The organism is Ramlibacter sp. MMS24-I3-19 (assembly GCF_050320135.1).
Classification (GTDB): Bacteria; Pseudomonadota; Gammaproteobacteria; order Burkholderiales; family Burkholderiaceae_C; genus Ramlibacter.
This window is the reverse complement of the sequence record NZ_CP190017.1, coordinates 2261382-2273404: the sequence shown is the minus strand read 5'-3', so window position 1 is coordinate 2273404 and position 12023 is coordinate 2261382. Positions and strand designations below refer to the sequence as shown.

Genomic DNA, 12023 nt, shown 5'->3' with positions numbered 1-12023 from the left:
AGCTCACAGGGAGTTATGGATTGCCGTCGCAGCAATCGCCGCATGCCCATACGCAACGGCAATCTGGTTCAACCCCGCGGCCACGTCGCCAGCCGCATACAGCCCTTGCACCGTCGACTGCAGGTGGTCGTCGACGAGCAACTGCCCGTTCGCCTGCAGTTCCGCACCGAGTCCCGTCGCCAGCCCCGACGCGTGCTGCAAGCCGAGCGCCGGATAGAGCACATCGAACATCAGGCGGGGCCCATCGGCCATCTCGACCTCGACACCCTCGCCCGGCATGCAGCGGATGTGCAGCGGCATCTGGTCGGCGATCAGCACGCCGCGTTGCCGCAACCGCGCCATCGCCTCCGGCGGAACGCTCTCCTGCGACCCCATCGACAGCCACGTGACCTGGTTGTCGAAGCCGGCGACGAACAGCGACTCGCGCAGCCCGTGGATCTCGCGACCGAGCACGGCGACGCGCTGTCCCTGCGTCTCGAAGCCGTCGCACACCGGGCAGTAGCGCACGTTGCCCGCGGCCAGACCTTCGTCGGCACCCGGGAGTTCCGGCACGACGTCGCGCGCGCCGGTGGCCAGCAGCACCTTGCGCGCACGCAAGCGCTGGCCGTCCACGATCGCCTCGAAGGCACCCTCGCGGCCAGAGAGCCGCTCGACCCGTCCCTGCTGCATCGGCACGTGGTACTGCTGCGCGTGCGCACGCAACCGCGCGAGCAACTCGCGGCCCTCGATGCCATCGGGATAGCCCGGCACGTTGCGCGAGCGCGGGATCAGCGCGAGGCGGCTGTCGCCGGCATCGACCAGCAGGATGCGGCGGCGGTAGCGAGCGAGATAGACACCGGCGGTCAGCCCCGCGGGACCGCCGCCGATGATCAGGCAGTCGAGGTCGTCGCTGGCCATCACGTCAGGGCAGCCGCTTGGTGACCATCAGCCAGAAGATCGCGAGGAAGGCGAAGAACGCCACCACGCCCAGCGCCACCCATGCCGCGAACAGCTTCCAGTAGCGCGTCGAGAGCGGCCGGCCGGCATCGACGCAGGCGCGCGATTCGGTCTTCAGCCGCACCTGGATGCCGACCACCGGGATCCAGCACGCGATCGCCAGCACGTAAAGCGCGATCGAATGCATCAGCCATGGCTGGCTCCAGGGCATGTTCGACTGCCGCACCATCATCCAGCCCGTCACTGGCTGGATGACCGCGGTGGTGGCCGTGAACAGCCAGTCGGCCACGACCACGTAGCCGCTCACCGTGGCCACCGTGCGCGCATCGCGCCCAAGCGTCGCCACCAGCAGGTAGAAGGCCGAGCCGATGCCGGTGCCGAACAGCACCGTCGAGGAGAGGATGTGAAGCCATTTGACGACGAGGTAATCCATCAGCGGCGGCGCGGCTCGAGCGCCCACAGCAGTGCGATGGCGGCCATGATCGGCAGGTTCTTGCTGATCGGTCCGTAGGGGTGCAGCCAGTATTCGGGCAGGAAAACCGTGATCAGCACGGTGTAGCCGGCGATCAGCGCGAACTGCGCGAGCCACACCCACGGCCGCCAGCGCGCCGGCGCTGCGAGCGTCAGCAGGCCCAGCAGCAGGTCCAGCGCCGCGGCTCCATAGAGGGTGAGCGATGCGACCGCACCGTGCAAACCGACCCGCGCCAGCAATGCGTAGCTGTCCTCGACAGGATAGAGGCCGAACGACACGATGGCGGTCCAGATCCACAGGGCGGCCAGCGCCAGCCGCAGCAGCGGCTGCGCCCAACCGAGCACCGCCTGCGGGCGCAGGGAGTCGCCCTCCTCCGGCGAGATGAACGTGTCCACCTCACGCGGCGCTCGTCCGAGCAGTTGCGCGAATCGCTCCGGCGGCGCGGCATTCCCCTGCAGCAGCATGCGCGCGGTGTCGGCATCGAGCGCGCTGCCTGGCACGCGGCCCGCGATCCCCGCGCCCCACCGGAACAACGCCACGGGCATCGGCAGCACGAGCGGGCCGCGGCCCAGGCCCACCTGCCGACGCAGCGCTGCGAGGTAATCGCGCAGCGGCTGCGGCCTGGGCCCGACGAAGGCGATCGTCTCGAGGCGGCCAGGCGGCGCCGCGAGCACGGCCATCACGCCCGCCACCACGTCGTCCAGGTGCACGGGCTGCACCGGCATCGCCCCGCGCAGCGGAAACAGCAGCAGCGGCGCCGAGCCCAGCGTGAGGAACAGGGCCGTGCTCGGGCCCTGCGGCGAGAACACCAGCGAGGGCTGCACGATCGCGCCCGCAAGCGGCAACCAGCGCAGCACCTCGTCGGCCGCGCGCTTGCTGCGGAAATACGGCGTGGTCGCACTCGCGTCCGCACCGAGGGCCGAGATCTGCACCACGCACCGCACGCCGGCGCGCGCGCCGGCGCGGAACAGCTCGGCGGGCGCGCGGTCATGCAGGGCCTCGAAAGTCTGGCCATGGCTTTCGCGCAGGATGCCCACGGCATTCACCACCGCGTCGACGCCGCGCAGCCGCGGCAGCCACCAGTCGGCCGACGGCACGGCCGCGAGATCGACCGCCATGCCGCCGCACTGCGGTCCTTTCGCGGGCAATCGCGCCGGGTCGCGCACCGCGCACAGCACCTGGTGGCCCGCGCGCAGCAGGGCCTGCAGGATCGCTCCACCGATGAGGCCGGTGGCACCGGTCAGCAACACGCGCATGGCGGACGATGATGCGGCAAGCGCAGGCGTGCGTGCGTGCGGTCACGTTTTGCAATGCCGCGCCCGACGCCCGGGACCCCGTCCCTAGACTGGCTCGCATGGACCAACGATGGACACCCATGCTGGCGGAAGCCGCCCTGTCCGGCTCGCTCGCGGCGATCGGCTCCGCTGCCGTGCTGGCAGTGGCAGGCGCGCGCACAACGCCGTCGGCGGCGGCGCCGATGAACGCCACCAGCCAGTGGTTGTGGGGCCAGAAGGAAGCGCTGGATGCCGACCTGCCGGATGCCAGGCACACCGTGCTGGGCTACGTGACGTACCACCTGGCGGCGTCGTTCTGGGCCGTGCTGCTGGCGCGCGCGGTCCGCGAACCCACCGAGATGCGCGAGCCCGTGCCCGCGCTGGCAGCCGGCGCCGCAACGGCGGCGGTCGCGGCGCTGGTCGATTTCAAGCTGACCCCCGAGCGGCTGACGCCGGGCTTCCAGCATCGCGTGGGCAAGCCGGCGCTGGTGGCGTCCTATGCCGTGTTCGCGCTGGGGCTGGCCGCCGGGACGGTCGCAATGCGGCGATTGCGCTGGGGGAACTGAAGGCAGGACAGCCGAACGCGAAAGACGCGAAATCGCGCAAAAGAACGCGGAAGAAACTTCCCAGAGTTCTCTTGCGTCTTTCGCGTTTGTTTCGCGTCTTTCGCGTTCGGCTGCCCGCTTTCGCCTTCCTCTTCAGCCGCGCGCCTCCGCCTCCTGCAGCGTGCGCCACATCACCTTCCCGCTGCCGCTCTTGGGCAGCGCGTCGGCGAACTGCACGATGCGCGGCACCTTGTAGACGGCCATGTTCTCGCGGCACCAGTCGATGATCTCCTGCTCGCTCACCTTGCCCTTGTGCGAGGCGCGCAGCACCACCACTGCCTTCACCGTCTCGCCACGGTAGGCATCCTTGGTGGAGATCACGCAGGCTTCCTGGATGGCCGGATGGCGGAACATCAGCGCCTCCACTTCCGCCGGCCACACCTTGAAGCCCGACGCATTGATCATCCGCTTCAACCGGTCGGTGATGAAGAAGTAGCCTTCCTCGTCCATGCGCCCCAGGTCGCCGGATCGGAAGAAGCGCTTGCCATCGAGCTCGATGAACGCCGCCGCCGTGGCGTCCGGCCGCTTCCAGTAGCCGTCGAACACCATCGGGCCGTGGATGATGATCTCGCCCTGCTCGCCGACCGGCATCTCGCGCAGCGTCTCGGGATCGACCACGCGCGCATCGCAGCTCATGAACGGAATGCCCAGGCATTGCTGCTTGGGCGCGTCGGGCGGATTGCTGTGCGACGGCGCCGCCGTCTCGGTGAGGCCGTAGCCCTCGACGTACTTCAGTCCGAACTGCTCCAGCAACCGCTGGGCCACGGCCTGCGGCATCGCGGCGCCGCCGCCCCCGATGTGGGCGAGGCTGGAGAGGTCGTAGTGCTCGAAGTTCGGGCTGCCCATCAGGTCGATGACCATGGTGGGGATGTTGGTCCACGTCGTCACCTTGCGGCCCGAGATCAGGCGGCCGGCGAGTTCACGGTCCCAGCGCGGCATCAGCACGAGGGTGGCGCCCACGTAGATGCTGGAGTGCATCACGCTGACCATGCCGGTGATGTGGAACATCGGCACGACCTGCAGGGTGACGTTCTCGACGGTCGCATTGCCCCACGCGGCGCTCGCCGCGGCGTTGTGCATCAGGCTGCGGTTCGGATGCATGCAGCCCTTGGGAAGGCCGGTGGTGCCGCTGGTGTAGGGCAGCACGGCCAGGTCGTCGATGCCCACCTGCAGCTCGGGCAGCGGCAGGTCGTTGGCCAGCGCCGCCTGCCAGTCGTGCACCTGGCCGGACGCGAGTGCCGGCAGCGGATGGCGCGTGAGCAGCCAGTCGTGCCACGCCGGCGGCGGCGCTTCGGGGCCCTGCACGTCCGCGTCGAAGGCGTCGGTGTACTGCGTGACGATGAGATGGGCCAGGCGCTGCGCCTCGGGCAGCTGCGCGTCGGCCTTGGCGATCTCGGCCGCGACGTCGCCGGTGGCGATGGCCACCTTCGCATCGGGATCGAGGATGTAGTGCTTCAGCTCCTCGGCCCGGTTCATCGGGTTGACCGGCACCACCACCGCGTTGGCGCGCAGGATGGCGAAATGCGCGATCACCAGCTGCGGGCAGTTCTGCATGTCCAGCATCACGCGGTCGCCCTTGCGAACGCCCAGCGCGTGCAGGCGCGCGGCCAGGCGCTCGGCCTGCGCGACGACCTGTGCGTACGTCAGCACGCGGCCGAAGAAGACCAGCGCGGCCTTGTGCGGATAACGACGCGCGCTGATCGCCAGGTTGTCCCACAGCGAGGTCTGCGGCGGCGTCAGGGCATGGGGCAGGCGCTTGGGCCAGAAGCGGTAGTGGGGGCGCTCCAAGGGGAATCTCCGCGAAAGGGGCTCCAGCGTAGCGAGCGCGGCACGGCCTCGGCACCGGGGAACTCCCGAGCGCGTCGCCTCGGTGACGCGAAGGCGCCGCCTATGATCCCTCGCTCCGTGCCACCCGTGCTCGCCCCCTGCTGAGCACCATCACCACTCCATGACGACGACCGACCCTTCCGCGATCGCACGCGCCCTGCTGCAGGCGCGCCACGCCCGGCAGCCCGCGCCGCGCACCTGGCGCCTTGCCGACGTCCCTGCCGCCTACGCGGTGCAGGACGCGACTGCGGAAGCCCTCGGCCCCATCGCCGCCTGGAAAGTCGGCGCTGCCTCACCCGAGGCGACGCCGGGCTGCGCGCCCTTGCCGGCATCCGGCGTGCGGCCGGCGGGCGCCTTGCTGCAGGGAAGCGAGTGGCAGCTGCGCGGCATCGAAGCCGAGCTCGCGGTGCGGCTGGGCCGCGATCTCACGCCGGACGACGAGAACGACCGCCCGCGGTTGTCCGCGGCGATCGATGCCGCACTGCCCGCGCTGGAAGTCGTCGAGACGCGCCTGCAGGACTGGCGCTCCAGCGATCCGCTGGACCAGCTGGCCGACCTGCAAAGCCACGGCGCGCTGATCGTCGGGCCGCCGTTGCCCTGGCGCGCCGAGGCACCCGTCGACCTGCGCACCCTGCGTGTCACCCTGGCCTTCGACGGCCAGCCGGTCGCCGACGCCCGCGGCAGCCATCCCGTGGGCAACGTGCTGCCGCTGCTGGGCTGGCTGGCGCGGCACGCACGCCAGCGCGGACGGCGGCTGCGCGCGGGCGACGTCGTCACGACCGGCTCGTGCACGGGCCTGCTGTTCGCGTGGGAAGGTGCGCACGTGCAGGCCACGGTGGAAGGCGTGGGCACGGTCGACCTGCGGTTCTGACGCGGCTGCGCGGCAGAATGCCGCGATGCGTTGCGCCTCCTCCCGACTGCTCGCGGCTGCGTTGTGCCTGGCGTGCGCGAGCGCTTTCGCCCTGGACCTGCAAGGACACCGCGGCACTCGCGGCAACGCGCCCGAGAACACCCTCGCGGCCTTCAGCCGTGCGCTGGCGATCGGCGTCGACACGCTCGAACTGGACGTCGGCCTCACGGCCGACGGAGTCGTGGTCGTCTCCCACAACGCCGCGCTCGATCCGGTCATCACCCGGGATGCCTCGGGCCAATGGCTGCCGCCGGGCCGGGGTCCGCTGATCCACTCGCTGACGCTGGCGCAGCTGCAGGCCTACGACGTGGGCCGCATCCGGCCCGACACGCCGTACGCGAAGACCTTCGCGAGCCAGCAGGGCCGCGATGGCGAGCACGTGCCCACGCTGGCCGCCGTGTTCGACCTGGTGAAGTCGCGCGGGGCGCCGGTGCGCTTCAACATCGAGACCAAGATCGATCCGACGCGCCCAGCCGACACGGCGAGTCCCGAGGCCATGGTCCAGGCGCTGCTGAAGGTGGTGCAGGACGCGGGCATGGCGTCGCGCGTGAGCATCCAGAGCTTCGACTGGCGCACGCTGCGGCTGGTGCAGAAGGCCGCGCCGGCAATCCCCACCGTGTGCCTGACGGTGCAGTCGGCCAACAGCGACAACGTGCACGACACCCGCTGGACCGCGGGGCTCAGGATCGACGAGGAAGGAGGCCTGCCCGCCCTCGTGAAGGCCGCGGGCTGCGCGGCCTGGTCGCCCAACGCGGGCGCCGTGACGCAGGACCTGGTGAAGGAGGCGCAATCGCTCGGGCTGCAGGTGATCCCGTGGACGGTGAACGCGCCCGCCGACATGGACCGGCTCGTCGGGTGGAACGTGGACGGCCTGATCACGGACTATCCGGACCGGCTGCGGCAGGTGATGCAGGCACGCGGCATGGCCGTGCCAAAGCCTTTTCCCTGAACGCCTTCAGCCCACCACCGCCCGCAGCCACTCGGGCAGCGGCGCCGACTTCTGCTTCGGGAAGTCGACCCACACCATCGTCGCGCCACCGGCGGCATGGACGACACCCGGCTGGTCCGCGCGCTCCATCGTCGCCCAGCTCTCGAAGCTGCTGCGGCCAGGGTCGCTGGCGTACATCTTCAGGAGCACCTCGCCGGGATATTCCAGCTGCTTGTAGAAGTTGCAGAACGCATTGACGATCAGCACGCCCTCGCCCTCCGGGTTCGGCGGTGCGCCGATCGACGTCATCCAGTCGATGCGGATCGTCTCGAGGTAGCGGAAGTAGGCGGCGTTGTTGACGTGCCCCATCGCGTCCATGTCGCCCCACCGGATCGGCAGGGACATGGTGTAGACCAGCTTCTTGCGCTCGGGGATCTCGAATTTCACGGCTAAGGTTGCGTGAGAGGAAAACCAAACAACCGGACGCAGAGGACGCAAATGCGCAGAGAACGCGAAAGAAGCCGGAGGATCCATCGGAAAACTTCTTCTGCGTCTTCTGCGAAACCTCTGCGCCCTCTGCGTCCGGATGTTTGTTGTTGCATTGCCTGTGCGCGCCGTCTCACGCGCCGAAGCCGTCGTCGGCCGAGATCACGGCCCCGTTGACGAAGTGGCTCTCGCTGCTGGCCAGCAGAACGATCAGCGCGTCCAGGTCCTCGGGCTTGCCCACGCGCTTGCGCGGCAGCATCTGCACCAGCTTGCGGCCCTGCTCGGTGTCCCAGTGGTGGTGGTTGATCTCGGTGTCGATGTAGCCGGGGCAGATGGCGTTGACGTTGATCTCGAACCGTCCCCACTCCAGCGCCATCGCCTTGGTCATGTGCACCACCGCGGCCTTGCTGATCGCATACGCGCCGATCTGCGGCAGCACCCGCAGTCCGGCCATCGACGCGATGTTGATGATGCGGCCGCCGGTGAACGTGCCCGGCGCCGCGCCGCGGGCACGCGCCAGCATGCGCTTGCCCACTTCCTGCGCGACGAAGAACGCGCCCTTGACGTTGGTGTCGAAGATGTAGTCGAAGTCCTCCTCGGTCACGTCCTGCAGGCGCTGCGTGGTGCTGACGCCCGAGTTGTTGACCAGGATGTCGATCGAGCCGACCTCGGTCTCCGCGTGCGCCACGGCGGCCTTGATGCTGTCGAGGTCGGTGACGTCGAGGGGGACCACATGCGCGTCGCCGCCCTCGCCCTCGATCTGCGCCCGCAGCTCCTTGAGCTTCTCCACCCGGCGGCTGGCCAGCACCACGGCAGCGCCGGCGCGGGCCAGCGTGCGCGCGAACTGCGCGCCAAGGCCGCTCGATGCGCCGGTCACGAGGGCGACACGGCCCGACAAATCGATGCTGTAGCTCACGAGGATCTCCTGCGTGGAAGGCCGCTCGGCCGGTACTCGGGGGGACACTGATTGTGCAGGACCGCCGCATAGAATGCGTCGCCGCGCCTGAGCACTTCGCCCCTGCGGCACTCCCCTCCACATGCCATGACACACGAAGAGATCCTCGCCCAGTACGGCCCGCGCGAAGCCATGGAGTACGACGTGGTCGTGGTCGGCGCCGGGCCCGCCGGCCTCGCCACCGCGATCCGCCTCAAGCAGCTGGCCGCGCACGAGGGACGCGAGGTCTCGGTGGTCGTGCTCGAGAAGGGCTCGGAGCCCGGCGCGCACATCCTGTCGGGCGCCATCGTCGATCCGCGCGCGCTCAGCGAGCTGATCCCCGACTGGCGGGCCAAGGGCGCGCCACTGAACGTACCGGTGACCGAGGACATCTTCCTGTTCCTGGGCGAACGCGGCGCCACGCGCACGCCCAACTGGCTGCTGCCGAAGAACTTCCACAACCACGGCAACTACGTCGCCAGCCTGGCCAACCTGGTGCGCTGGCTGGCGCAGCAGGCCGAGGCGCTGGGCGTGGAGATCTTCCCGGGCTTCCCCGCGGCCGAGGTGCTCTACAACCCGGACGGCTCCGTGCGCGGCGTGGCCACCGCCAACATGGGCGTCGGCAAGGACGGCCAGCCCACCGAGAACTTCCAGCTCGGGATGGAGCTGCATGCGAAGTACACGGTGTTCGCCGAGGGATCGCGCGGCCACCTCGGCCGGCAGTTGATCAGCCGCTTCAAGCTCGACGAAGGCCGCGATCCGCAAAGCTACAGCATCGGCATCAAGGAAGTCTGGGAGATCTCGCCCGAGCGCCACAAGGAAGGCCTGGCCCTGCACAGCGCCGGCTGGCCGCTGGACGAGATGACCTACGGCGGCTCGTGGATGTACCACATGGAGAACCACCAGATCTCCATCGGCTTCGTGGTCGGCCTGGACTACCAGAACCCGTACCTGTCGCCGTTCGAGGAGTTCCAGCGCTTCAAGACGCATCCGAACATCCGCTGGTACTTCGAAGGCGCCAAGGGCGCCAAGCGGCTGGGTTACGGCGCGCGCGCGCTCACCGTCGGCGGCCTGCTGTCGCTGCCGAAGACGGTGTTCCCGGGTGGCGTGCTGGTGGGTGACGACGCCGGCTACCTCAACGCCTCGCGCATCAAGGGCAGCCATGCCGCCATCAAGACCGGCATGCTGGCCGCCGAGGCCGCGTTTGCCGCGCTGGGCGCCAACCGCCAGCATGACGAGCTGAAGGCCTACCCAGAGGCGTTCGAGAAGTCCTGGCTGCACACCGAGCTGCACAAGGCGCGCAACTTCAAGCAGTGGTTCAAGAAGGGCCGCACCGTGGCCACGATGATGACCGGCGTCGAGCAGTTCCTGCTGGGCGGCAACGTGCCGTGGACCCTGCACCGCAAGAAGCCGGACCACCTGTCGCTGAAGCCGGCATCGCAGTGCAAGCCGATCGCGTATCCCAAGCCGGACGGCAAGCTCACGTTCGACCGGCTCTCCTCGGTGTTCATCTCCAACACCAACCACGAGGAGAACCAGCCCGCGCACCTGACGCTGAAGGACCCGACGGTCCCTACGCGCATCAACCTGCCCGAGTTCGCCGGCCCCGAGCAGCGCTACTGCCCCGCCGGCGTGTACGAGTTCGTGGCCGACGACAGCGTGCAGGGCGGCGAGCGGCTGCAGATCAACGCGCAGAACTGCGTGCACTGCAAGACCTGCGACATCAAGGACCCGACGCAGAACATCGTGTGGGTCACGCCCGAAGGCGGCGGCGGCCCCAACTACACGAACATGTGATTGGCGCGGAGCCGGGCGGCTCCGCCACGTACAATCCTTCTCGTCGTCAGGAGAGAGCTTCACCCGAAGCCGCCGAAGGCGCAGGCGCAAGCCGAACGCTCAGGCACCCAGGACTGGCGGCCGTCCCGGCAACGGGGCGTTTCCTTGCTGGAGAGAGGCGCGGCACGGTCCGCGTCCACCGAAGGAGCAAGCCCCGTTTCCAGGGGTGAATCTCTCAGGTAAAGCGGACAGCAGGGGCAGCCATGGCCATACCATGGCCTCGACCGCCCCTGCCACTCAACGGAGAGCCGCTTGTCTGCTGCCACGCAAGAGCTACGCACGACCCCGCTGCACGCGCTGCACCTCGAACTGGGCGCCCGCATGGTGCCCTTCGCGGGCTACTCGATGCCGGTGCAGTACCCCGCCGGCCTGATGGCCGAACACCACCACACGCGCAACGCCGCCGGGCTGTTCGATGTGTCGCACATGGGCCAGCTGCGGCTCGAAGGTCCCCACGCGGCCGAAGCGTTCGAGACGCTGATGCCCGTCGATGTGGTGGGCCTCGCACCCGGGAAGCAGCGCTACGGCCTGCTGCTGACGGACGAGGGCACCATCATCGACGACCTCATGTTCGTCAATCGCGGCGACGATCTCTTCGTCATCGTCAACGGCGCGTGCAAGGAAGGCGACATCGCCCACATGCAACAGCGGCTGGGCCAGCGATGCAAGCTCGTGCCCATGCCCGAGCGCGCACTGCTGGCGCTGCAAGGCCCGACAGCGGTCGACGCGCTGAAGCGCCTCGTGCCCGGCGTGGAGAAACTGGTGTTCATGACCGGCGAGCGCTTTGCCTGGCAAGGCGGCGAGCTGTTCATCACGCGCAGCGGCTACACCGGCGAGGACGGCTTCGAGATCTCGGTCGACGGCACGCAGGCCGAGGCCTTCGCGCGCGCCCTGCTCGCCCAGCCCGAGGTCAAGCCGATCGGCCTGGGCGCCCGCAACTCGCTGCGGCTGGAGGCGGGCCTCTGCCTGTACGGCAACGACATCGACACGTCCACCACGCCGGTCGAAGCCGGCCTGAACTGGGCGATGCAGAAGGTGCGCCGCACGGGCGGCGCGCGGGCGGGAGGCTTCCCCGGCGCGGATCGCGTGCTGGGCCAGCTGGATGGCACCGTCCCCGTCGCACGCAAGCGGGTCGGCCTGGTCGCCCTGGACCGCGTGCCTGTTCGCGAGCACACCGAACTGCAGGACGCCGGCGGCAACAGGATCGGCGAGGTCACCAGCGGCCTGCTCGGCCCGACCATCGACAAGCCCGTCGCGATGGCCTACGTCGACGCGCAGCACGCGGCCGTTGGCACGCGCCTGAACGCCATCGTGCGCGGCAAGGCCGTGCCAATGGAAGTCGCGCCCATGCCCTTCGTGCCGCAGCGCTACCACCGCGGCTGAATTGACTGCACCCACACGAACACCAGGAGAAGCCCGATGACCGTCAAGTACACCCCCGACCACGAGTGGATCAAGCTGGAGGGCGGCGCCCCCGCCGTCGTGGGCATCACCGTCCACGCGCAGGACGCGCTGGGCGACGTGGTGTTCGTCGACCTGCCCGAGGTGGGCCGCAGCTACGCCAAGGGCGAAGTCGCCGGCGTGGTGGAGTCGGTGAAGGCCGCGGCCGACGTGTTCATGCCGATCACCGGCGAAGTGACGGAAGTGAACGAGGCGCTGCGCACCGACCCGTCGCTGGCCAACAGCGACCCGCTGGGCCAGGGCTGGTTCTTCAAGGTCAAGGTGGCCAACACCGCCGAACTCGAAGGGCTGATGGACGAGACGGCGTACGGCGAGTTCTCGAAGAACGCCTGATGTCATCCCCGCGGAGGCGGG

12 protein-coding genes and 2 riboswitches are annotated in these 12023 nt (G+C 69.4%); of the genes, 6 read left to right on the top strand and 6 right to left on the bottom strand.

The genetic code is table 11. The features are described from left to right. Positions 1-3: 3 nt before the first annotated feature. From ACPWT1_RS11390 to ACPWT1_RS11380, 3 genes are read right to left on the bottom strand one after another with little or no spacing between them, the layout of a single operon-like run. Positions 4-897 (bottom strand): NAD(P)/FAD-dependent oxidoreductase, encoded by an 894-nt coding sequence (locus tag ACPWT1_RS11390; RefSeq protein ID WP_427915475.1) that lies wholly within the window; start codon positions 895-897, stop codon positions 4-6. Between the two features lie 4 nt (positions 898-901). Then, positions 902-1369, bottom strand: coding sequence for a DUF2269 family protein (locus ACPWT1_RS11385; RefSeq protein ID WP_427915474.1), 468 nt, complete (start codon positions 1367-1369; stop codon positions 902-904). Next, the gene (locus tag ACPWT1_RS11380) at positions 1369-2664 is read right to left on the bottom strand and encodes an SDR family oxidoreductase (RefSeq protein WP_427915473.1); all 1296 of its coding nucleotides are present in this window, start codon (positions 2662-2664) and stop codon (positions 1369-1371) included. Before ACPWT1_RS11380 ends, ACPWT1_RS11385 begins: the two co-directional genes overlap by 1 nt. Positions 2665-2762: 98 nt before the next feature. Here ACPWT1_RS11380 and ACPWT1_RS11375 point away from each other — a divergent pair, with 98 nt between their 5' ends. After that, a complete protein-coding gene (locus ACPWT1_RS11375) occupies positions 2763-3248 on the top strand; it encodes a hypothetical protein (RefSeq protein WP_427915472.1) in 486 nt (161 codons plus the stop codon). 132 nt (positions 3249-3380) lie between these two features. On the opposite strand, the gene ACPWT1_RS11370 is transcribed toward ACPWT1_RS11375, so the two are convergent. Further along, the gene (locus ACPWT1_RS11370; RefSeq protein ID WP_427915471.1) at positions 3381-5075 is read right to left on the bottom strand and encodes a long-chain fatty acid--CoA ligase; all 1695 of its coding nucleotides are present in this window, start codon (positions 5073-5075) and stop codon (positions 3381-3383) included. A 160-nt stretch (positions 5076-5235) separates the two neighbouring features. Between ACPWT1_RS11370 and ACPWT1_RS11365 the strand changes: the two genes are divergently transcribed. Together ACPWT1_RS11365 and ACPWT1_RS11360 are read left to right on the top strand one after the other, a co-directional pair. Next, entirely contained in the window at positions 5236-5985 is a 750-nt protein-coding gene (locus tag ACPWT1_RS11365) for a 2-keto-4-pentenoate hydratase (RefSeq protein WP_427915470.1), read from the top strand. A gap of 25 nt (positions 5986-6010) precedes the next feature. Next, entirely contained in the window at positions 6011-6973 is a 963-nt protein-coding gene (locus tag ACPWT1_RS11360) for a glycerophosphodiester phosphodiesterase (protein WP_427915469.1), read from the top strand. 6 nt (positions 6974-6979) lie between these two features. Here the strand turns inward: ACPWT1_RS11360 and ACPWT1_RS11355 are convergent, their stop codons facing one another. Together ACPWT1_RS11355 and ACPWT1_RS11350 are read right to left on the bottom strand one after the other, a co-directional pair. After that, complete coding sequence (locus ACPWT1_RS11355; protein WP_427915468.1) at positions 6980-7399, bottom strand: acyl-CoA thioesterase; 420 nt, start codon at positions 7397-7399, stop codon at positions 6980-6982. A 172-nt stretch (positions 7400-7571) separates the two neighbouring features. Continuing rightward, entirely contained in the window at positions 7572-8354 is a 783-nt protein-coding gene (locus ACPWT1_RS11350) for an SDR family oxidoreductase (protein WP_427915467.1), read from the bottom strand. A 126-nt stretch (positions 8355-8480) separates the two neighbouring features. Between ACPWT1_RS11350 and ACPWT1_RS11345 the strand changes: the two genes are divergently transcribed. From ACPWT1_RS11345 to gcvH, 3 genes are all read left to right on the top strand, one after another. Continuing rightward, positions 8481-10169 (top strand): 4Fe-4S dicluster domain-containing protein, encoded by a 1689-nt coding sequence (locus ACPWT1_RS11345; RefSeq protein WP_427915466.1) that lies wholly within the window; start codon positions 8481-8483, stop codon positions 10167-10169. A 37-nt stretch (positions 10170-10206) separates the two neighbouring features. Then, a riboswitch (glycine riboswitch) is annotated at positions 10207-10295 on the top strand. Between the two features lie 11 nt (positions 10296-10306). Continuing rightward, positions 10307-10410: riboswitch (glycine riboswitch) on the top strand. 50 nt (positions 10411-10460) lie between these two features. Beyond that, the gene (gcvT, locus tag ACPWT1_RS11340; RefSeq protein ID WP_427915465.1) at positions 10461-11591 is read left to right on the top strand and encodes a glycine cleavage system aminomethyltransferase GcvT; all 1131 of its coding nucleotides are present in this window, start codon (positions 10461-10463) and stop codon (positions 11589-11591) included. 36 nt (positions 11592-11627) lie between these two features. Continuing rightward, positions 11628-12002 (top strand): glycine cleavage system protein GcvH, encoded by a 375-nt coding sequence (gene gcvH, locus ACPWT1_RS11335; protein WP_427915464.1) that lies wholly within the window; start codon positions 11628-11630, stop codon positions 12000-12002. Positions 12003-12023: the final 21 nt, after the last annotated feature.

What these genes read in the sequence shown, in the direction of transcription:
- ACPWT1_RS11380 (WP_427915473.1), bottom strand. Translation starts at nt 2,664, where the DNA reads ATGCGCGTGTTGCTGACCGGTGCCACCGGCCTCATCGGTGGAGCGATC.
- ACPWT1_RS11385 (WP_427915474.1), bottom strand. Translation starts at nt 1,369, where the DNA reads ATGGATTACCTCGTCGTCAAATGGCTTCACATCCTCTCCTCGACGGTG.
- gcvH (WP_427915464.1), top strand. Translation starts at nt 11,628, where the DNA reads ATGACCGTCAAGTACACCCCCGACCACGAGTGGATCAAGCTGGAGGGC.
- ACPWT1_RS11365 (WP_427915470.1), top strand. Translation starts at nt 5,236, where the DNA reads ATGACGACGACCGACCCTTCCGCGATCGCACGCGCCCTGCTGCAGGCG.
- ACPWT1_RS11360 (WP_427915469.1), top strand. Translation starts at nt 6,011, where the DNA reads ATGCGTTGCGCCTCCTCCCGACTGCTCGCGGCTGCGTTGTGCCTGGCG.
- ACPWT1_RS11390 (WP_427915475.1), bottom strand. Translation starts at nt 897, where the DNA reads ATGGCCAGCGACGACCTCGACTGCCTGATCATCGGCGGCGGTCCCGCG.
- ACPWT1_RS11345 (WP_427915466.1), top strand. Translation starts at nt 8,481, where the DNA reads ATGACACACGAAGAGATCCTCGCCCAGTACGGCCCGCGCGAAGCCATG.
- ACPWT1_RS11375 (WP_427915472.1), top strand. Translation starts at nt 2,763, where the DNA reads ATGGACCAACGATGGACACCCATGCTGGCGGAAGCCGCCCTGTCCGGC.